This is a genomic window from Paucisalibacillus algeriensis (assembly GCF_000577245.1).
In the GTDB taxonomy this organism is placed as follows: domain Bacteria; phylum Bacillota; class Bacilli; order Bacillales; family Amphibacillaceae; genus Ornithinibacillus.
The window spans coordinates 345,523-366,502 of sequence record NZ_CBYO010000011.1 but is presented as its reverse complement, the minus strand read 5'-3'; the positions used below and the strand labels follow the sequence as shown (position 1 = coordinate 366,502).

Genomic DNA, 20,980 nt, shown 5'->3' with positions numbered 1-20,980 from the left:
CCTCCTTAACTGAAGTTTATTGTTACTAAAAAGGATTCGGGCGCCTATAATAGAGGCCGAATCCATTGTGTATTATGATTCTTCAATGTCAATAATTGTCCTATTAATTTTATCTTTTGGAATGGAAATGTTTAAATGGTTGTTTCTAAAAGTAGCTTGGATTTCTTTTTTTGGTATTTCAAATGGTAAGGTAATGATTCGTTCTTTATTAACAAAGCTTTGCTTTTTTTGATTATAGCTACCTTTTAAATCTTTTTGATCGATAAGTTGATGATCTTCAATGCTAATTCGTAGTTGATTACCAGCCACTTCGATTTGAATCTGATCTCTTTTGTAGCCATCAAGTTTTGCCTGGATCATATAATGGGTATCGAATTCCTTTATTTCCACCCAAAATGGTTGAAGATGGAAGTGCTTGTTTATATGTTTAAAAGATTGATTGAAAAAGGAATCCATTTGTTTCATAAAGTCATGTAATGGTGTCATGTCAATATCAAAGCGACCGGGTAGCCTGTTCTTTCTATAACCCATATAGTTCACCCCATATGACTAGATATTACTATTAGTGTATGCGATAGTCTAAAAAAAGTGGTGGGCATATAACCTTGATTTGAAGTTTAAAACCCCAGAATTAAGTGAAATAATACTTAATCCTGGGGTTCGGTAAAGGATAGAATTTCCTTATAAAGTTGTTGGGCTTTTTCCTCTGTTACCAAATGACCTGCTTGTTCATACGAAATTATTTTCGCGTTTGGTAAGTCCTTAGCAAGCTTTTTTCCAATGGGTAGGGGTACTACTTTATCATCTTTACCCCAAAGCAGTAAGGTAGGCGTCTTTATTTCTTTTAGTTGTTCACTATTTAAATCTCCCTCACGATGTCTAAGTAATCGAACTAGTGACCTTGGAAAATTCTTATCTTGCAGAGGCCTTCCATATTCCTCAATTTGATCTTCGGTAATAAAGGAATGGTCGTAAAATACGTTTCTGAGATTTCTTACAACACTCTGTGAATTAATCTTTCGTCTTGCAATTAAATGAAAGAAGGGGAGGTATGAGCTATAAATAAGATAGTTCTTTGCTTTTGGTAAATATCCTGAGCTACAGAATAATATTAACTTTTTAATCCTCTCAGGTGCCTTCTTTGCTGTGTATAAAGCAATCTGACCACCCATTGAATGACCTGCTACATAGGCATCTTTTATTTGAAAATAATCCATGCATTTTAATACTAAACTGGCGTAGTTGTCGAATGAATAGGTAAATGAGGTAGACTTTTCACTTTTTCCAAATCCGGGTAAATCAATCGCAATTACTGAAAATTCATTTGCCAGAAGTGGCTTTAATCGATTGAATGTATAAGATGAGGCTACAAAGCCGTGTATGAGAAAAATTGTTGGTCTATTTACTTGCAGCCTATGTTCACAATAAATAGTTGTATTAAATACTTTTATGTAAGTTTTTGTAAAATTCATCTGATTATTATTTTCACCTCTAAATAATTAGATATCCAGGCTATATAGCTATCTTTTATATTGTTATCTCTTATAAACATTTTTCCCAGAGCTTATACTATTTTATCATTAAAAATAGCTAAATTTAAAATGGATAGTTTTTCCCTACATTAATAAGGATATTGGCCAGTGTCAATTTATATATGTCTACCTCACTTTCCCAACTTTTTTAGGCTTCGGTGCTCATTATTTGGATATGCCTCTCGAAATATAATGAAACGTAGAAACGAGAGGAGGAGTTTCATGAAGAAGTCTTGGTTAGCTAGTTTAATCGCGGTAGTTTTTGCATTGTTTTTCCCAATTGTTGGGAATGCTGCTGCTGATGAGGGGAACCTTGAAAAGGTAGCAAGCAATTCGGCAAAAGTATCAAAAGGTGAACAGGTGAAAGGTGAAGTAATCGTTAAGTTTAAGGATAAGGTTTCTGTCAACCAACAAAGTAAAGTTCTTAACAATGCTAATGCTAAGGTGAAAGCAGATGTAGACGCCGTTCAGTCACCGTTTTTAGTGCTTGAGGTTGGTAATGTAGACGCTGTTGTTAAGGCCTTAAACAACAATCCTAATGTGGAGTATGCGGAGCCAAACTATGTACTTAATGCTACTTGGTCACCTAATGATACGTATTTCAGCCCAAGCTATCAATACGGATTATTTAATACGGATGCGGACCATGCTTGGGATGTTACTCGCGGTAGCTCGAGTCAAGAAATTGCCGTTCTTGATACTGGTGTTGACTATAATCATCCAGATTTAGATGGAAAAGTTGTTCTTGGTTATGACTTTGTTCAAAATGACTGGTACCCTCAAGACCAAAACGGACATGGTACACATGTAGCTGGAATTGCAGCTGCTGAAACGAATAATGCTACAGGAATTGCTGGTATGGCACCAAACACCAAAGTATTGGCGGTTCGTGTATTGGATGCGCAAGGCAGTGGTTCTTTGGCTGATATTGCAGATGGGATTATTTATGCAGCAGATGCTGGTGCAGAGGTAATTAACTTATCTCTTGGATGTAATTGTGATACGCAGACACTAGAAAATGCAGTTAATTATGCATGGAATCGTGGTGCTGTGGTTGTAGCTGCTGCTGGTAATGATGGAGTTAGAACAACTTTCGAACCTGCTTCTTATGAAAATGTTATTGCTGTAGGTGCTGTTGATTCCAATAACCGTAAAGCTAATTTCTCAAACTGGGGTACATGGGTTGATGTAATGGCTCCAGGTGTAGACATTGCCTCCACTTATCCAAATAATAGTTATGTATATATGTCTGGTACATCCATGGCTTCTCCTTATGTTGCCGGTCAAGCGGCATTACTTACTGGTCAAGGAAAAAATAACGTACAGGTTAGAGTGGCAATCGAAAATACGGCTGTTTATATGAATGGTGTAGGTCGAACGGTTGAACATGGGTTAATAAATGTAAATGCTTCAGTTCAATATTAATTATACTTAAATACAATTTGAGGCTGGGACAAAAGAGTTTTAATTAATGAAAATCCGAACTAATATGATAGGACTCGCTCCGACAGCGAAACAACTTCGTGAGAAAAAGCGTTCTTCTTTTTAAAGGAGTCTCCGAATATTTCCGGAGCTGATTTGGCGAATAGTTCAGGTTTTCAATTTAAACTTTTATTTGTCCCAGTCTCTTATCATTTTTAGCAAGTTTGAAACTTTAATTTATCAAATCAAATATATATTAATATGAAAAAAGGGGAGCATTGATAGATAGCTTCTCAGGATAAGATTATTTTAGATCATGTTTATCTTCTGCATTCTTTCTATTGATATAAATTGTAGGGGAGCGATATTCTTTTAATGATTTTAAATCTGTATTTGCAGCTTTTATAAAGGACATCGCGAGTAATAACATAATAAACATAACTGGAAATCCTGCCACTATACTAGCTGTTTGTAATGCTTGTAAATCTCCGTAAAACATGAGTACAAGTGGAAGCAATAATAAGGCAAATGCCCAAAATAAGCGATTCCAACGTAATGCTTCACCACCCGGGACGTGTTTTTGAACTACAGCGGCTAATATATAGGAAGCGGAGTCAAACGTTGTGGCGAGGAAGACAATTGCTAATATCGTAAAGACAATAACAATAAAATTTGAGATTGGAAGCTGATGAAGGATTTCGATGATGGCTGCAGGTGCACCAAATTCATTCATAAATCCTATTACATCAAATGTGCCTGTAAGCTGCAGATACAGACCGAAGTTACCTAAAATCCCAAAAAACAATATACAGCCTAATGTTCCATATATTAATGTTCCAAAAATCATCTCACGTATTGTTCTACCCCATGAGATTCTTGCTACAAAAAGTCCAACAAAAGGGGCATATACCGTCCACCAAGCCCAGTAAAACACAGTCCATGTTTCTGGAAAGTTTGTAGCTTGAAAGCCGTCTATTTGTGCCAAAGGCTCTAACCAGGTCGCCATATGGAAGAAATTATCTAATAAAATACCAAGACTGGTAAACGTTGTTTCACTAATAAATACTGTGGGACCAAAGACAAAGATGAAAATTAAAATAAATAGTACAAGCCATATATTGATATCACTTAAAACCTTTATACCTTTATTTAATCCGGAGTATGCACTTATTGCAAAAATTATCGTACATAATAGCATAATTCCAGATTGCAGTCCTAAGTTTACTGGTAAACCAGTAATGTCATGTACACCTTCAGCAATCATGGGTGTTCCAAGGGCTAGTGTAGTTCCAGCACCGCCCAATAATCCAAAGATAAACAACACATCAATGACTACACCCAAGGGACCGTCTGCAAGCTTTCCTATAATCGGCCTTGATGCAGCACTGATTTTTAGGACAGGACTTTTTCGAACATAGTAAAAATAAGCAATTGGTAAAGCAGGGAGCGTATAGATAGCCCATGCAATCGGTCCCCAGTGAAATATGCCATACGTAGCGGCAAGTTCTATTGCTTCTTTGGTCTTTGGTTCAACACCAAATGGAGGAGCCTGGTAATAATAAGCCCATTCAATCATTCCCCAGTATAAGATACTTGATCCAATACCAGCAGAAAATAGCATGGCTGCCCAAGAAAAAGAACCGAATTCTCTTTCCGTACCGCGTTTACCTAATTTTATCTTTCCATATTTACTAAATGCGACATAAAGCAAAAATATAAATGCGAATATTCCTAGCGATAAATACAATACTCCAAATTTTCCAGTTAAGAAGTCATTTGCAAAATTAATCGCTTGAGCGCCTGCTTCTGGAAAAAATATTAAAGGTAATGTAACGGCTAGTAAAACTACGAGTGCACCAATAAAAGTAGGCCAATCGATAAGTTTTGCGTTCATGAAAACATTCCTTCCTTGTACACTTTTCAAATTAATTATCTAGTTATACTATGTACCATTTCCTGATTTTCATGTTGATTAAACCAGTGGTCAAACTATTTGTTTATTACATTTTCATTGCAAAAAATGGGTAACAGAATTCGCTCTACTTTTCTTTTTTAACCTGTTCATGTAAATTGAAAATGGAAAGTGTTTTCAAGGGGGGAACAATTTGATACGTAAAATTGGAATAGATGCTGGAGGTTCACTTGTTAAAGTTTCTTATCAGGAACAAGGGAAACTACATATTAAAACTTTTTCTAATCTTGAATTAGAAAAAGTAGCACAATGGTTAGTGATATTAGCACCTGATGCACAACTAGTAATAACTGGTGGAAAAGCTGGTCAACTAAAGAATCTACTTTCTAATGAATCTTATATTGTTGAGGAGTTTCACGCGGTTACGAACGGAACTCGCTATTTGTTAGTACAGGAGATGGGTATCCTACACGAGGACTTTATTTTAGTAAATATTGGGACGGGGACCTCAATATTCCATGTTAAATCAGATTCTTTTGAACGTATATTAGGTAGTGGGATTGGTGGAGGAACCTTAATGGGGCTGGGCCATCTAATTACAGGAAAAAATGACTTTTCTTCGTATACTGCTATGGCAGAAATAGGGGATAACAGAAATAGTGACTTATTAGTTCGAGATATATACGCACCTAATGAGCCACCAATTTTTGGTGATTTGACAGCTGCAAATTTAGGAAAAGTTCATCTAAATGAAGCGGCTAATGAGAATGATTATTTAGCGAGTGTAATGCAGTTAATTGGTGAGACAATCATTTTGCTTGCTGGTCAAGCTGCGATGTTGAAACAAGTTAGTCGGATTGTTTTTGTAGGTAGTACATTGGTAAATAATATTGCTTTGAAGAATGTTCTTAGTCGTTTTAAGGATACGATGTCTTATGAGCCTATTTTTCTAGAAAAAGGGTCGCATGCAGGCGCTGTTGGGGCATTAATTGATTAAGTGACATGTTTTTGTTTGCTTTGTTTCGTTATACACTTAACGCCCTCAAAAAGGGACTCTTGAGGGCGTTTAAGCATAGTGTCCACCAATTTTTTTACTACGATCTAGCGTAACTCCAGCGTCGGTGAAGCTGCTGGCGCGGAGAATGGCAGTTGTTCCATATTTTTCGCGGATGGCATCCATTACATAGCCGATATCAGTTCGTTTAGAGCGATCTTCAAATAAATTTAATTGTGTTTCAGCTTTATCATATAGGTTATCCAGTGTGACATAGACATGGCGGATATTGCTATAACCATCATAAAATTCCCCGAAAAGCTGCATACAGATATGATATATATCCATCGTGACATTAGTAGGAATCGGGATAGATCTAGAGCGAGAGAATCCACCACCAGTTTCTTTAGAGTAGGCAATTCCAAGGTGTATTGTCTTACCTATTTTTCCAGCTGTTCGTGCTCTACGACAGACTTCTTCACAAAGATCTAATATACAAACAGCAACTTCATCCTTCGTATAATCCCTTAGGAGTGCAATACCATGCCCAAACCCTTTTTGCTCATGTTTAACAAAATCTCCAAATACAGGACTTAAATCAATTCCCCATGCATGCCAATAAAGCTGTTCCCCCATGACACCAAACCGTTTCTTGAGGTGCTCTAGATCAAATCTTGCGAGCTGACCAAGGGTGATAATGCCCATGCGATTTAAATTTCGCTTCATACGACTTCCAATTCCCCATATTTTTTCAACGGGGAAAGGCCAAAGCTTTTCTTCTACATCTTCATAGCGACACTCTGCAATTCCAACTTTTTTGCCGTGTAAATCCATTACAACCTTCGCTAAAAATTTATTATCCCCAATACCAATAGAACAGGTAATGCCAAAATTATCGAGGATATCGCGTTTAATTTGTTTAGCAATTTCTAAAGGTGTGCCAAATAGCTTATCAAGCCCGTTCAGTGTTACCCAGACTTCATCCACGGAATATTGGTGAATAGCTTCTTTGGGGGTATACTGATTAATGAGTCTGGTGATTTCTACGGAGACCTGGAGATAGTCGGCCATATGTGCCGGAACAATATGAATTTCTGGGTCATTTGGTAATTCAAAAAAACGACTGACATTACTTATACCATATTTTTCTTTTAAAGCTGGTGAAGCTGCTAAAACAATACTTCCGGATCTATTTGGATCACCAACCACTGCAAGCATGGTTTTCATTGGGTCATGCCCCAATTTAACAGCCTCGACACTAGCATAAAAAGAACGCATATCAATACAAAGAACATCATGTCGTGGAAAAGTGGAATAATCCATTTGTTTCACCACCTAAGAGGAACGTTTGTTCTTATTATATGTTTTTAAAATTAGATTATCAATGGAAATTTATACAAGTGGGTGATTTGTATGAGGGGGATTTCTAGATTCTAATCAATGGATAAGATAGATAAACACATAGTAATTAATCCCTGAAAATAGTTTTTTGCATATAGTGTTGTATGGAAAAATCTAGTGAAAAGGGGGAGCGGCCATTGTATTATTATTACCCAGTATATATTTACCCGGTATACCCATATCCTAACCAAATACATCGTCAATATCCTGATGTGAATACGGGTTATTTACATCAATCTGCACAAGAAACAAGTACATTAATGAAGGAAGCAAGTATCGTGCTAGATGAGTTTGCAGACTCAGAGGAATTTAGCAAAAAAGTCATGGAGTCCGCACAAAAGTCGAATATGGATGAGGTAGAGCGACTAATAAAATCACTCGGAGTAACATCGGATATTAATGTTAATTTTAATCCAGATGGGTTAAGGATGGAATTTATTTCGAAGGTTAAAGATACGGAGTGTTGCAGACTAATGGTAGCTTTACGGTGGAGTTAAATGATACTAGTGAATGCCAGTTAGCTAAGCGTTGACTGGCATTTAAACTTGGTGAGAAAGAAATAAAGGCTCTGTTGCCATTTGTCGAGTTCTGTTGTAATTTAGTAACTTATCGTATAAAATTAGTATAATAATTGTTGCTTGCAATATGATGAAGAGATAGCTATTCAAATAGAATAGTTTTTTTAATGCATTAGATACATACTTGGGGGATTAAACATGGGGAAGAAGTCTCGAAAGAAAAAACTGAACTTGCGTAATATAAGAATTGGCTGGAAGTATGGCCTCACGTTTGCAATTGTCATTTTATTATTTATTGGTTCATCAATACTGGTATCGGGTTCCATTATCAATACTGGAAAAGATATAGAAGAGTTGGAGTATAAAAGTGATATTGCAATGGATATATCAGAAATGGGCTCACTAACACGTAACATGAGTATATACATTGTTTCATACTATCAAGTACAGGATCCTAGTTTAGTAGATACATTTAAAGAAAATCAGGTTCAATATAATAATTTAGCAAGCAAGGTTAAGGTTAACTTGAAATCAGAAGAGCAGGAAGAAATATACCAACAAGTAACTTCCAACAATCAAGAACTGTATAGAATGTTTACGAATTATATTGTATCAGCAATCCAAAATGGCAATATGGATGTAGCAGAGTCATTTCTAATTCAAACAAATGATCTTAGGGAAGAGTCAATAGGGTTGCTGGATCAACTAGTGGAATCAGTGGATATGGAACGAGAAAACGCAGTCAACAGTGCGATTGAAAATCAACGGGAAACATTAACCACACAGCTCATATTTCTAATCGTTACAATTGTAGTTGGGGTGTTTTTAATTGTTTTCATTAGCCGTGCGATATCTCGAAATCTCCAAAAAGTTGTTCAGGTAAGCAATCAAATTGCAGAAGGGGACCTGACGGTAGCTGATATTGACTATATTGGTAAAGATGAAATCGGACAATTAGCTTCTTCTATGAGTAAGATGAGTGCTTATTTAAAAAATATTATAAAACAAGTATCAACAGTATCAGATACTGTAACGGCACAGAGTGAAGAATTGATGCAGTCTGCAGGTGAGGTAAGAGCAAGTGCGGAACAAGTAGCATCAACTATGCAGGAGTTAGCCTCAGGATCGGAACGACAAGCAGATGGAGCGAGTGATTTAACCCATACCATGCAAAGTTTTTATACGAGCGTTCAAGAGGCGAATGAAAATGGAGAAAAGATTCAACGTTTTTCTGAATCTGTAGTAGGTCTGACTAATCAGGGGAATGATTTAATGCAAGCCTCTGGGAACCAAATGAATCAAATTGATTCGATAGTGAAAGATGCTGTATCAAAAGTTCGCGGATTAGAAGAAAACTCAAAAGCAATTAGCCAGCTAGTCTCGGTCATACGTGACATTGCTGATCAAACTAACTTGCTTGCCCTGAATGCGGCAATTGAAGCAGCACGTGCAGGTGAGCATGGAAAAGGGTTTGCGGTAGTTGCCGATGAAGTAAGAAGATTGTCAGAACAGGTAGCAATATCCGTCACAGACATTACGGAAATCGTGAAAAAGATTCAAAATGAAACTAGTGTTGTTACCAATTCATTAGAAACGGGTTATAAAGAAGTGCAACAGGGAACCAAACAAATTGATGATACAAAGGAAACATTTGATGATATTAGCCAAGCCATTAAAGAAATGGTCGATAGTATAATAGTCGTAAAGCAGAATCTTATAGAGATTGCTGGAACCACTCAAGAAATGAATACTTCTGTAGAAGAAATAGCAGCTATATCAGAAGAATCAGCAGCTGGAATTGAACAAACATCAGCTTCTACTCAGCAAACAAGTAGTTCAATGGAAGAAATGGCAAGGAGTTCCGAAGATTTAGCAAAACTTGCAGAGGAATTAAACGGACTTGTTCGTCAATTTAAACTATAGATTTAGAAAAAGAGAGGATAAATCATAAAAAGGGTTTATCCTTTTTTATATATAGAAATCTATGCCCATCTATATAGGGAAAATTAACATATCTCTAGCATGGTGCGACTGTGAATTTATCTAAAATTTGACAGACAAGTATGGATTATTTTATAGTTAACCTAAGTAAATTCGAAAGGGTGTTACCTTAAGCAGATGTTAAATTAATCCTATTGTAAATCGTGAGTTGAATAATTGTACTTGAAAAATATGGGAGAAGCCCACTTTTTAGCATGCAATTTATTCGAAACACGTTGAATAGGATTATAATCTGTACAGGTAGACACTCAAAATGTTTCTGAACATTTGTTTATTTGGTATGGTTTAGCTTCCTATTCTTCGTGAGTAGGGGGCTTTTTTATTTGGCAGATAGGAAAGCATAAAAACCTTTCCCGCCTATATAAGGGCAATTAAGGAATTCGTCAAAAGGCTTTTCGAATGCCAAGTTTTATAAAACAAATGGGGTGAAAACATGCTATTAGAAGCTAAAGATATTAGGTATGAAGTTGATGGTTGGGAACTGTTACATGTAGAGCAATTACAAATACAGAGAGGTGACTTTATTGGTGTTGTTGGTAAGAATGGGTGTGGAAAAACTTCTTTATTAAATATTTTATCTGGAAATGAAGACAAATATATTGGTACTGTACACTCAGAGGCTAGTGTGGAGTTGCTACCTCAATTAAAAAATACCAACACGACAAAAAGTGGTGGAGAAGTAACCCAAACGTATATTAATGAAGCAATTTCAAGAAAGGCAGAAATCCTTTTTGCGGATGAACCTACCACGAATCTGGATAAAGAGCATATTGAGAAATTAGAACGTCAGTTAAAGAGATGGAATGGGGCAGTTGTTATTGTCTCACATGACCGGGCTTTTATAGATTCCCTTTGTAATAAAATATGGGAAGTAAATGAAAGAAAAGTAAGGACATTTAACGGCAACTATTCCGCATATCGTGAACAAAAAGAAATAGAAATAGCAAAACAGGATGAGAATTATAAGAACTATATGACGAAGAAGCATCAATTAGAGAATGCACTTGGGTTAAAGAAGGAAAAAGCAGCAAAAGCTTCGAGAAGTCCTCGAAATCCTTTTTATGCAAAAAAACAGAAGAAAATGGAGAAAACTGCTAGTGCTATACAAACCCGATTAGAAAAACTAGAAAGGGTGGAGAAAGTAAAAGAGGATCCTCCGTTAAATATGGGTATTGTCAATGAAGCAATACTAGGTAATAAGGCAATTATTCGTGTGGAAGAACTGGAAGGATGGATAGGGGATCGTTTACTATGGGGAAAAGCTAGGTTTTATATACATGCAGGTGATAAGGTGGCCATTATCGGCAATAATGGTGTAGGAAAAACCACATTTATCAAAAAACTTATTTCAACTGAGCAAGGCATTGAGGTATCTCCGGCTGTGAAGATGGGATACTTCAGTCAAAATCTGGATATTTTAGACCCAGATAAGAGTATCTTAGAGAATGTTAAAGCAACATCTTCTCAGGAGTTGTCATTAGTACGAACTGTTTTGGCTCGACTGCATTTTTTTCGAGATGATGTATATAAAAAAGTAGAAGTTCTCAGTGGAGGAGAAAGAGTAAAGGCTGCCTTTGCCAAAATTTTCTTAAGCGATATAAACACCATTATATTGGATGAGCCGACAAACTATTTGGATATTGATGCGGTAGAAGCATTGGAGTCTTTGATTAGTGAATATAAAGGAACTGTCATTTTTGTCTCCCATGATAGAAGATTTATAGAAAAAACTGCAACAAAAATTATATCCATAGAGAGTCAGACGATGGAGTTAATAGAAGGGGATTACAATTCATACCAAAGCTATCAGCCAAAAGTAATGGATGAAACAGAACAAGATCTAATGGTCATAGAAACAAGACTATCTGAAGTATTAAGTAGATTAAGCATAAATCCAGATCCGAATTTAGAACAAGAATTTCAGGATTTATTAGAAAAGAAGAAGAAATATAGTAGAGAAGAAGGGGAGTAGTGATTTCTACTACCCTTCTTTTATGGTAAACTGAACCAAAAGGACGGTAAGGAGATGAGGGGAAATGGTAAAAAGCAAGCCTATTTATGTGGAGACCGTAATTCGTGCAGAAATGGACAAGCTGTGGAAAGCGACACAGGAACCCAATCTCCACCAGAAATGGGACTTAAGGTTTTCAGAAATTAAATACTTACCCAAAGAGGAAGGAAAGCCACAGGAATTTTTATATCGTACTAATATTGGTTTTGGTTTATCTGTTGAAGGTTGGGGTAAGAGTGTTGGAAGTTTTCATGCAGAAGATGATTCCAGAACATCTGCACTTCATTTTGGTACAGATCAGAAAATATCCATCATAAAAGAGGGCAGAGGTTATTGGAAATACATACCTACTCAAAATAATTCAATCCAATTTCTAACTCAATATAACTATGAACCTAGTTTTGGTCGTTTTGGTAGAATGATTGACCATGTTATTTTTAGACCGTTAATGGGCTGGGCAACGGCTCTTAGCTTTGATGTATTAAAGAGGTGGATGGAGACGGGGGAAACCCCGGCATCTCAATTTATACGTTTCTTTAGTCATGCCTTGCTTACGGTGTTTTTTATATTTATTTGGGCTTACCATGGAATGATTCCGAAGCTAGTAGCAATGCATCCGGATGAGATTACGATGGTGACAAATGTATTACCCTTCACAAAAAATCAAGGGGAGTCGATAGCTTTAATAGCAGGAATCTTGGAAGTTCTCTTTGCAATAGTTTGGATGTTTTATCAAAATAAACGTAGATTATTTTATCTACAAGCTCTGGTATTTCCAATTTTAATGGTAGGAGCCATTATCTCAGATTTTTCTTACCTATTTCAACCCTTTAATCCACTAACTTTCAATTTAGCGTTATTTGTCTTATCACTAATTGGATTATTTTTTAGTAAAGATATGCCGACTGCAAAAAATTGTAAAAGGGAACGTTAGGGGCAGGACAATGTCTATTTATAAAACAGCGCTTGGGGATGATTTTGAAAAACTTCATCCAATGCTTAGACAACGTTATAAAACTATGGGAAAGAGAACATTTAAAGGTTCCGGTATCATGCATACTATAGTGGGTTGCCCAAGATGGCTTTATCCAATCTGTTGGTATGGTGTGAAATGGAAGTTGCTTTTCCCAGAGCGTGGGGAGAACATTCTATTTACAATCTGTAATACACCAACAGTTGGAGAAAATGGTGAGGAGCAAATTCATTGGGAAAGAAAATTTCAGTTTGGTAAAAAAGAACGCTATTTTAATGCGTTAATGAGTCTTGATCGAGGTCATAACATTATTAGAGATTATTTAGGAGAACCAGCAAAGGTTTATTCTGATTTAACTTTTCGTACAGATAAGGATGGGAGTTTGTTAATTTCTTCTAAAAAGCAACGTCTAGTTTTAGGAAGAAAAGAAATACCATTACCAAGAATATTCCAAGGGATTGCTACTGTAAAAGAAGGGTATTGTGATACGGAACAAACGTACATCATTCATGTCAATGTTCGTAATCCGATTATCGGAACTGTTTTCTCCTATAAAGGGGTGTTTACTGAAGATGAACTTTCGTAAAGTACTTTTTGTAAATATTATATTTATAATAGTAACCGTTCTGTTTCAAAGAACTGAATGGTTTTTAGCGATATTAACCGTTGCACAGCTCATTTTTGTTCCGTTAATTCTTCATCTATTAACAAGAGAAGTACATGGTAAATTAGAACGTCTATTACCTTATTGCTCATTAATTGCCTCTACTGCGGTATTTGTAATTCCATATATTCAAGGACAATTTGCTACCATATCTCTAGCCCTTATCTATCTATTGTTTACATGTATAGTTGCACTTTTTGGAGTTAAACGATTTTTAAATAGAGGCTTTTTTCTCTTTGAAGAGATATTAATTGATCTTGGTCTAATATACTTATCAGTTGGTGGAATTTGGTTTTTCGCTTTTCACTCTAAAATCGACACAGGATTTTCATCAATGATAACTTGGCTGACAAGCGTTCATTTCCATTACTCTGGGTTTTTGTTTCTGATATTCTTCGGATTTTTGGGTAGGATGCTTAAAGTTGGAAAATGGTATTTGTTAACTGGCTTCATTATTATTATCTCACCGTGGATGGTTGCGTTAGGGATTACTTTTTCGGTTTTATTAGAAGTAGTATCTGTTATCTTGTATATTGTTGGTATTTATTCTTGTATATTCCTAAGCATAAAAGCTCCTATTATCAATAAGGTTCAACGAGCATTCATCATTATCTCTTTTGGTTCATTAGGGGTAACCATATTATTTTCGTTAGCATATGCTTTTGGAAATTATTCTAATCTATACACCATAGGTATTGATGATATGATTGCTACGCATGGGGTGTTAAATACGATATTATTTGCATTTATTGGATTAATTGGTTGGATAATAGGGATGCCAACTTCTAAAGAAATGAAACCTAACTTTCCAATAAGTAAAATTAGAGGAAAAATGGAAGTCGGAGAAAAGGTATTACAAGGAAAAATTGGAACCATCCCGTACAAGGGCTTAGTGGATGATATGAAAAGTTATCAAACAATCAATCCTGAAACAATTCCATCGATAGTAGACTTCTATGAAAATACGAATGCATATAGACTTTTTGCGAAGGTTAATTGGAGTAAATGGTTTATCCCTTTTGCTGCTACTTATAGATTGTTTAGTAAGCAGATGAAACAACTAAATTTACCACTGTCAACAAGAAGAGAGGAAATGGAAGGGGATATTATTCCAGTCAAGGATTCCATTGATGGCAGAAAGAATGTGCGAGCGTGGATCCGTAAAATAAATGGAGAAACTGTATTTGTTGCTTTATATTCAGAGCATATAACAAATGGAAAAAAATATATGAATATTTCTTTGCCACTTCCAGCTGCGACGATGGTTGGTGTGCTAAATTTAAGCCAAAATGGTAAAACCCTTTGTTTAACAAGCAAAAGACAATCTCGAGATACTCTTGACTCGGGAATCTATCTGCTAATAAAAAAATATGTAATGAAATTACCATTGGAAGAACAGTTTGAAGTAACGGAATTTGAAGAAGGAAAGTTAAAAGCAAAACACCAAATGTGGATATTTTCCTTGCCTTTCTTAAAGATAGAGTATGACATTCAGAAGAAGCAAAGCGAGGATGTTTGAAGGCTATCTACAATGTCTTAGAGCAATTCTTTTTTGCAGAAGACAAGGAAAATTACACATCTTTAACAATTTAGAGGATTATTTTTTTGTCTTTGGCCAAGGGTATGGTTCCTCATTGTTTGCTAAATCATATCCTTGGTAAGAAAATAAACTACTTGCTGAAACACTTGAGAATATGATAGCAAAAGAAATTAGTGCTAAAACTAAAAGTCTCTTCATCTAGTTCACCTCCTTTCAAGAGTAAAAATAAATATTACCCAACTTTTTATAGTAAGTTGCCGCTAGCTTATATTTTCTATTATCGTAGTAGTATTTTGCAATGAGCTTAATATACTTTGATTCTTCATAGTGTAATTGTCTTTCATTAAAGAAAGGAATAATATGATCTGTAATTAGTGATTCAAATGAAGTATTCAAGCCGTTTATCAAGTATTGATAAACTTTAAATTCATAAACATGAATAGATTCAGACGGTTTAAGTCCATTAGACAGGTCAATTCCTAATTCCATCCATATTCTTGCGTTTTCCATGTCGCCATAGGAATAGTATTCTTGCATTAAACTTGAAATAGGTGTCAGCTTTCTGTGGATAGAACTGTCTTTTCTCAACTCATAACTCATAAGATATTGATTAATTGCTTCTGCTGAATCCCCAATAGAAGAAAGTACTTTTCCCAAATTTTGATGACATAAAATTAATATTTCGTTATTACCAATTTTCTTCGCTATTTTAATTGCATAGTTATAACTCTCTTTTGCCTTTTCAATATCATTAATTCTTCGGTACGAAATTCCTAGTAAAATATGACAATTTGCGGACTTTATTAAATCATAATTAGATTGGTAATATTCTAAAGCCCTTATGGAATATAGTAATGATAGATGTGTTTGTCTACTTTTACTTGCTGAACAAGCAATCATATAAAATATATCAGCAATTTCTTCCGATTTGTGAAAAAGATCAGATTTCCAATATTTTTCTGCTTCCTTATAGTATTCAAGAGCTTTTCTATATGCCAGTTTTGAATAATGATAGTTACCAACAAATTTAAAGAAATAGTATTTTTCAGTTTCTGTAAATTTCTTGGAGCTTTTTTGTAAGGAAACAATAAGGCTGTCAGCCTCTACTAAATCATTTATTAATACATAGTAATACAACTTATGAATCTCAATTAGCGAAAGCATTTGTTTATCTAGTACATTTGAAATATTATTTTTGATTTTGTTGTAGAGTAAAATCGAATCATCAATTTCATAGCGTAACAAATGTTGAAACCACTGAATAACTGATTGATCTGTAATTTCTTCCCCAGTATAGTCTGAATTTAATTTTAGCTTCTCTCCTAGTAGTTCGAGAACTTCGTTTGGGGGTTCAGCGGTACCATTTTCTATTTTTGATAGATAGGATACGGAGATAATTCCATTCGCAAGATCTGCTTGCGTCATATTAGCCCGTAAACGATTAATTTTAATTGCTTGTCCTAAATCGATTCCCATATTTTCTCACCTCTATGGGTTTAATTATAAGCAAAATTTAGTTAGAATACTATATAATAGTGACAATATTCAACAAAATTGGAAAATGAGTAAAATTTTATCCTTTTTTGTAGAAAACGAGGAAACTTTTCCTGGAAACACCAGTTTGAGGCTGAAACTATATTTACCAATTAAGAATAACTATATGGATTAGATTGAAATACAATAAAAAGGAGTAAATCATATGGATGAAAAATGGAGGAATTTTCAAGAATTCATGAACAAAGAACCAAAACTTCAGGGAGCACTTGCGGGAATAAGCATACGTTCTAGAGAAACTGGCCAATTATTATATGAACATATGGGCGACACCCGCCTTCATCCGGCGTCAAACATGAAAATTTTCTCCTGTGCTTCTGGATTTGCGGTTTTAGGGGAAAACTACACTTTTTCAACAGAAATATGGATTGATGGTGAAATAAAGGATAATACATTAAATGGAAATCTCTATATAAAAGGTAAAGGAGATCCAACCTTGTTACCACAAGATTTCAAAAATCTTGCTCAAGTAATAAAGGAAAAAGGAATCCAAGAGATTAAAGGGAATATAATTGGTGATGACACATGGTATGATGATGTTCGATTATCACAGGATTTAAATTGGAATGATGAGCATTATTATTATGGTGCACAGGTTTCTGCATTAACAGTTTCTCCTAATGAAGATTATGATACAGGCACTATTATGCTAGCTATCTCTCCCGGGAATAAAGTAGGAGATAAACCAGTCATCACTTTAACACCGTTGACCAATTACATAAAAATAATTAATAAAGCAGTAACTACAGAATCCAATGGTGAAGAAGATGAAGCGGAAATAACGGTTATTAGACAACATGGGAATAATGATGTTGTTGTTGAGGGACGCCTTCCAATTTATTCTGCAAGTTTAAAAGAGTGGGTTGCAGTTTGGGAACCAACTGACTATGCACTAGAATTATTCCAGAACGCTTTAAAGAAGATAGGGATTAGTAATAGTGGCAAGGTTATTAGGGGAGTAACACCCAAGCAGGCAAATCTATTATATGTGCGTGAATCAATCTCATTATCTGATTTAAGTGTCCCTTTTATGAAGTTGAGTAACAATGGTCATGGAGAGATGATTGTTAAAGAATTAGGGAAGGTTGTAAAAGGCGAGGGAAGTTGGGATTGTGGGTTGAATATAATGGAAGAAACCCTCGAAAAATTAGGGGTTGATACTAGTAACCTAATAATTCGGGATGGTTCCGGTATATCCCATGTTACGGTAATTCCACCAAACGAAATATCGAAATTTCTTTTTCGAATTCAAAAGGAACCGTGGTTTAATAGCTTTTATCGTTCTCTCCCCGTTGCTGGTGATGAAGATCGTATGGTAGGAGGTACATTGAACGATAGAATGTATGGGCTAGAAGTAAATGCTAAGACTGGAACCATTATGGGAGTCAGTACTTTATCGGGCTATTTAAAAACAAAGGAAGGAGAAGAGCTAATTTTCTCAATTATGCTGAATAATCTTCTAGATGAAGAAGATGGACCAGGCATTATTGATAACTTAGTTGAATACATTGTTACTGAAAAAAGCAAAACAATCGTTTCATGATTGTTTTGCTTTTACTATTATTTAACGGATTTTAATTGCTCTCTATATTCTTCAAACCAGTATTTCCAATTATCAATCCGATTTTCAACTTCAATTTTATCCAAAATGGCAGCTATTACATCTAGGCAAACATGCCAACCAGCTAGATCCTTTGGAGTGTGATCCGTAAGCTTTGAAACTTTTTCAATTAATACTAGTTTAGTACTAGTACCTAAATCAGTTAATTCAAAACGTACGAGGTCCTCACCCCATGTGTATTCTAATACAGCATTCTCCTCGAAATCTGTGATATCCATTCTTTCATAGGTTCCGTCCCCCATGTCGAATCTCAAATAACCGTCTAAACCCAGTTTTACAACATGTAGCTCGTTAAACCATAAAGATAACTTGTCATTATAGGTAATCATTTCCCAAACATCTTTTAGAGGATGATCTAAGAGGCGCACGTATGTAACAACATATTCATTTGATTCCTTTTTAATATTTGCTAACATTATTTCACCAACCTATGTTCATAGTATAAGTGTAGTATAACAAATTGAAATAATGCATTGCTAGATTCAGTCCATAGCTAGATATTCCTTATAAAAAGTTTAAAAGTATAGTATAATAGATTCACTCTCTTTTTCATTTCCTCTATTTTAAACCTTTAAAGCAATTCCTCTCCCTCAAATTTTTCTAAACTGAAAGTAGGTGCTAGTTTGAAATTAATTATTGCAGAGAAGCCATCTGTTGCAAAAAATATTGCAGATGCCCTTAGCATAAAAGGTAAAAAGGATGGTTATTTTGAAGGGAATCAGTATGTCATTACCTGGGCTTTTGGACACTTATTACAATTATTTGATGCGAAAGACTATGATACAAAAATGGCAAGATGGAAAATGGATAATTTTCCGTTCATCCCAGAGAAGTTTGAGTATAAAGTAAAGAGTAATCCTAAAAATAGACAATGGGCTGATCAAGGTGCTAAGAAGCAACTAACAATCATACATAGTTTGATGAAGAGGTCAGATATAGATGGAATCATCTCGGCATGTGACTATGATCGGGAAGGACAGTTGATTGGAGACAGTATTATTTACCGAGCTAGGCCAAGTAAACCTGTTTACCGATTGTTGTTAAATGAATGGACAAGAGATGAAGTTCTAAGAGGACTTGATTCATTAAAGCCAAACGAGGAATTACGCGCATTACAAGATGCGGGAGTTAGTAGACAATGGGCTGACTGGGTAATTGGTATCAATTTAACCTCTGTTGCAACATTGAAATATCAAAAAGGAAAGGGAAAGGCACTAAACATTGGTCGTGTACTTCTTCCAACATTAAAGATTATTTACGATCGTGATAAAGAAATTGAAAACTTTGTTCCGGAAGACTTTTTTAAGCTCACCGCAACCTTTGTAACTAGTAAAAATGAAACCTATGAAGGGACATATGTAGAGGGAAAAGAAGAAAAGTTCAAGAAAAGAGAAACCTTAGCCATGGTTGAAGAGCTTATTCAACAGAAAGAAGCAGTTATTCTCAATAAGAAAGTCGAAAAGAAAAAAGAATTTCCACCGTTTCTATTCAATCTATCAAACTTGCAAGGTTTTATTACTAATAAGTATAAGGGATGGACTTCCGATAAAGTTTTAAAAGTTGCACAATCCCTTTATGAGAAAAAATTTATCACATACCCAAGAACTTCAAGTACAGCCTTAGAGGAAAGCTTAGTTGGTAAAACAGCTAAAGTATTAAAAACCGTTACAGAGGGTATGCCATATCAGGATGAAATCAAATTCATGAAAACGAAGCGGGTATTTAACAATGCAAAAGTTGAAAGCCATAGTGCAATCATCCCAACCTATATGAAGCCTAACCGTTTAACTGCAGATGAACAAATTGTTTATACAGCAATTAAAAATCGCTTTATTGCTCAATTTATGCCTATCGCGGAATATGAGGAAACAAAAATCAATACGAAAATTCTGCACATTGAATTGCAAGGGATATTTGAATCGAAAGGAAAAGTACAGTTAGTTGAAGGTTGGAAAAAGGTTGAGAAGATTTCTTCAAAGGATAAATTACTTCCAATTGTCCAGCAGGATGAAAAAGTTACGGTAGGAAAAACTGAAGTTTCTACACATGCTACCCAACCACCTAAGCCTCATACTGAGAAAACATTGCTAAGAGTAATGGAAACTTGTGGTAAAGGTGTAAAAGAAGAGGATAATGAAGAATTAGTGGGAAGTATATTGACCGGTTTTAGTATTGGTACACCTGCAACAAGGGCAGAAACAATAAAGAAACTGAAAGATGTAGGATATATAACCGCAAACGGTAAAAATCTTATTAGTACTGAATTAGGGAAGAGATTAGTCGAAACTTTTCCAGTAAAATCACTCTTTGACCTTGAATTTACAGGGCGCCTTGAAAAAATACTTTCCGATATACAAAAAGGTTCTGTAAAGAAAGGTATTTTTCTAAAAACTGTTTTTAATTTTACAACTGAATCTGTTGAAACAATTAAAGGAGATAAGGAAATCACCATCCATGAGGTGACAGGTACTTCTTCGAAATCTTCTAATGAAGTATTAGGGACCTGTCCGAACTGTGACGGGAATATTATGGAGGGTAGGAAAGGGTTTGGATGTAGCAATTGGAAAAAAGGCTGTAAGTTTGTTATTTGGAAAAATGATAAGTACTTATCATCATTAAAGAAAAAACCAACCAAGACAATGGTTAAAGGCCTATTAAAAAATAAAAGAGCTTATGTAAAAGGATTAACTAGTAAACAAGGTAAGAAATTTAATGCTTATCTAAGCTATGAAAAGAATCCGGCAAATGACTACTATTCTTGGAATATGGAATTTGAAGATAAGAACAAATAAAAAGAGGATGATATGAGGGTAATTCCCATATCATCCTTTTAATCT

General features: G+C 35.2%; 17 protein-coding genes. 10 read left to right on the top strand and 7 right to left on the bottom strand.

Annotation, left to right across the window (positions count from 1 at the left end; all coding sequences use genetic code 11):
* Positions 1–72: 72 nt before the first annotated feature.
* Together TY11_RS09040 and TY11_RS09035 are read right to left on the bottom strand one after the other, a co-directional pair.
* On the bottom strand, positions 73–531 hold the full coding sequence (locus TY11_RS09040) for an Hsp20/alpha crystallin family protein (protein WP_042145220.1): 459 nt from the start codon (positions 529–531) through the stop codon (positions 73–75).
* A 116-nt stretch (positions 532–647) separates the two neighbouring features.
* The gene (locus TY11_RS09035) at positions 648–1,472 is read right to left on the bottom strand and encodes an alpha/beta fold hydrolase (protein ID WP_042145219.1); all 825 of its coding nucleotides are present in this window, start codon (positions 1,470–1,472) and stop codon (positions 648–650) included.
* A gap of 282 nt (positions 1,473–1,754) precedes the next feature.
* Here TY11_RS09035 and TY11_RS09030 point away from each other — a divergent pair, with 282 nt between their 5' ends.
* A complete protein-coding gene (locus tag TY11_RS09030) occupies positions 1,755–2,957 on the top strand; it encodes a S8 family peptidase (protein WP_042145218.1) in 1,203 nt (400 codons plus the stop codon).
* A gap of 301 nt (positions 2,958–3,258) precedes the next feature.
* Here TY11_RS09030 and TY11_RS09025 read toward each other — a convergent pair whose 3' ends face one another.
* A complete protein-coding gene (locus TY11_RS09025) occupies positions 3,259–4,848 on the bottom strand; it encodes a BCCT family transporter (RefSeq protein WP_042145216.1) in 1,590 nt (529 codons plus the stop codon).
* A 211-nt stretch (positions 4,849–5,059) separates the two neighbouring features.
* Between TY11_RS09025 and coaW the strand changes: the two genes are divergently transcribed.
* Entirely contained in the window at positions 5,060–5,863 is an 804-nt protein-coding gene (coaW, locus tag TY11_RS09020) for a type II pantothenate kinase (RefSeq protein ID WP_052345789.1), read from the top strand.
* A 69-nt stretch (positions 5,864–5,932) separates the two neighbouring features.
* Here the strand turns inward: coaW and TY11_RS09015 are convergent, their stop codons facing one another.
* Complete coding sequence (locus TY11_RS09015; RefSeq protein ID WP_042145215.1) at positions 5,933–7,183, bottom strand: DNA polymerase IV; 1,251 nt, start codon at positions 7,181–7,183, stop codon at positions 5,933–5,935.
* Positions 7,184–7,398: 215 nt separating this feature from the next.
* Here TY11_RS09015 and TY11_RS09010 point away from each other — a divergent pair, with 215 nt between their 5' ends.
* The 6 genes from TY11_RS09010 (at position 7,399) to TY11_RS08985 (ending at position 14,947) form a co-directional block, all read left to right on the top strand.
* Positions 7,399–7,758, top strand: coding sequence for a YuzC family spore coat inner layer protein (locus tag TY11_RS09010; RefSeq protein WP_052345788.1), 360 nt, complete (start codon positions 7,399–7,401; stop codon positions 7,756–7,758).
* Between the two features lie 219 nt (positions 7,759–7,977).
* Positions 7,978–9,702 carry a methyl-accepting chemotaxis protein gene (locus TY11_RS09005; protein WP_042145214.1) on the top strand — a complete coding sequence of 575 codons (1,725 nt, stop codon included), beginning with the start codon at positions 7,978–7,980 and terminating at the stop codon, positions 9,700–9,702.
* A 511-nt stretch (positions 9,703–10,213) separates the two neighbouring features.
* Positions 10,214–11,752, top strand: a complete 1,539-nt coding sequence (gene abc-f, locus TY11_RS09000; RefSeq protein ID WP_042145213.1) for a ribosomal protection-like ABC-F family protein — start codon at positions 10,214–10,216, stop codon at positions 11,750–11,752.
* 64 nt (positions 11,753–11,816) lie between these two features.
* A complete protein-coding gene (locus tag TY11_RS08995; protein WP_042145212.1) occupies positions 11,817–12,725 on the top strand; it encodes a DoxX-like family protein in 909 nt (302 codons plus the stop codon).
* Between the two features lie 10 nt (positions 12,726–12,735).
* Positions 12,736–13,350, top strand: a complete 615-nt coding sequence (locus TY11_RS08990) for a DUF4166 domain-containing protein (protein ID WP_042145211.1) — start codon at positions 12,736–12,738, stop codon at positions 13,348–13,350.
* Positions 13,337–14,947, top strand: coding sequence for a YndJ family protein (locus TY11_RS08985; RefSeq protein WP_052345787.1), 1,611 nt, complete (start codon positions 13,337–13,339; stop codon positions 14,945–14,947). The genes TY11_RS08990 and TY11_RS08985 overlap by 14 nt, the downstream gene beginning before the upstream one ends.
* Before the next feature lie 78 nt (positions 14,948–15,025).
* Here the strand turns inward: TY11_RS08985 and TY11_RS20405 are convergent, their stop codons facing one another.
* Together TY11_RS20405 and TY11_RS19840 are read right to left on the bottom strand one after the other, a co-directional pair.
* Positions 15,026–15,166, bottom strand: coding sequence for a hypothetical protein (locus TY11_RS20405; protein ID WP_155982685.1), 141 nt, complete (start codon positions 15,164–15,166; stop codon positions 15,026–15,028).
* Positions 15,167–15,181: 15 nt separating this feature from the next.
* On the bottom strand, positions 15,182–16,444 hold the full coding sequence (locus TY11_RS19840; RefSeq protein WP_052345786.1) for a helix-turn-helix transcriptional regulator: 1,263 nt from the start codon (positions 16,442–16,444) through the stop codon (positions 15,182–15,184).
* A gap of 223 nt (positions 16,445–16,667) precedes the next feature.
* On the opposite strand from TY11_RS19840, the gene dacB reads away from it, so the two are divergent.
* Positions 16,668–18,065, top strand: a complete 1,398-nt coding sequence (gene dacB, locus TY11_RS08975; RefSeq protein ID WP_042145209.1) for a D-alanyl-D-alanine carboxypeptidase/D-alanyl-D-alanine endopeptidase — start codon at positions 16,668–16,670, stop codon at positions 18,063–18,065.
* 17 nt (positions 18,066–18,082) lie between these two features.
* Here the strand turns inward: dacB and TY11_RS08970 are convergent, their stop codons facing one another.
* Positions 18,083–18,559 carry an SRPBCC family protein gene (locus tag TY11_RS08970; protein WP_042145206.1) on the bottom strand — a complete coding sequence of 159 codons (477 nt, stop codon included), beginning with the start codon at positions 18,557–18,559 and terminating at the stop codon, positions 18,083–18,085.
* Between the two features lie 207 nt (positions 18,560–18,766).
* Here TY11_RS08970 and TY11_RS08965 point away from each other — a divergent pair, with 207 nt between their 5' ends.
* Positions 18,767–20,935 carry a type IA DNA topoisomerase gene (locus TY11_RS08965; RefSeq protein ID WP_042145203.1) on the top strand — a complete coding sequence of 723 codons (2,169 nt, stop codon included), beginning with the start codon at positions 18,767–18,769 and terminating at the stop codon, positions 20,933–20,935.
* The last annotated feature ends 45 nt before the right edge of the window (positions 20,936–20,980 follow it).

Bases quoted from the DNA above. Each gene is read 5' to 3' on its own strand.
- TY11_RS08995 (WP_042145212.1), top strand. From the start codon at position 11,817: ATGGTAAAAAGCAAGCCTATTTATGTGGAGACCGTAATTCGTGCAGAA.
- TY11_RS09035 (WP_042145219.1), bottom strand. From the start codon at position 1,472: ATGAATTTTACAAAAACTTACATAAAAGTATTTAATACAACTATTTAT.
- dacB (WP_042145209.1), top strand. From the start codon at position 16,668: ATGGATGAAAAATGGAGGAATTTTCAAGAATTCATGAACAAAGAACCA.
- TY11_RS19840 (WP_052345786.1), bottom strand. From the start codon at position 16,444: ATGGGAATCGATTTAGGACAAGCAATTAAAATTAATCGTTTACGGGCT.
- abc-f (WP_042145213.1), top strand. From the start codon at position 10,214: ATGCTATTAGAAGCTAAAGATATTAGGTATGAAGTTGATGGTTGGGAA.
- TY11_RS09030 (WP_042145218.1), top strand. From the start codon at position 1,755: ATGAAGAAGTCTTGGTTAGCTAGTTTAATCGCGGTAGTTTTTGCATTG.
- TY11_RS08990 (WP_042145211.1), top strand. From the start codon at position 12,736: ATGTCTATTTATAAAACAGCGCTTGGGGATGATTTTGAAAAACTTCAT.
- TY11_RS09025 (WP_042145216.1), bottom strand. From the start codon at position 4,848: ATGAACGCAAAACTTATCGATTGGCCTACTTTTATTGGTGCACTCGTA.
- TY11_RS08985 (WP_052345787.1), top strand. From the start codon at position 13,337: ATGAACTTTCGTAAAGTACTTTTTGTAAATATTATATTTATAATAGTA.
- TY11_RS09040 (WP_042145220.1), bottom strand. From the start codon at position 531: ATGGGTTATAGAAAGAACAGGCTACCCGGTCGCTTTGATATTGACATG.
- TY11_RS08970 (WP_042145206.1), bottom strand. From the start codon at position 18,559: ATGTTAGCAAATATTAAAAAGGAATCAAATGAATATGTTGTTACATAC.
- TY11_RS20405 (WP_155982685.1), bottom strand. From the start codon at position 15,166: ATGAAGAGACTTTTAGTTTTAGCACTAATTTCTTTTGCTATCATATTC.
- TY11_RS09015 (WP_042145215.1), bottom strand. From the start codon at position 7,183: ATGGATTATTCCACTTTTCCACGACATGATGTTCTTTGTATTGATATG.
- TY11_RS09005 (WP_042145214.1), top strand. From the start codon at position 7,978: ATGGGGAAGAAGTCTCGAAAGAAAAAACTGAACTTGCGTAATATAAGA.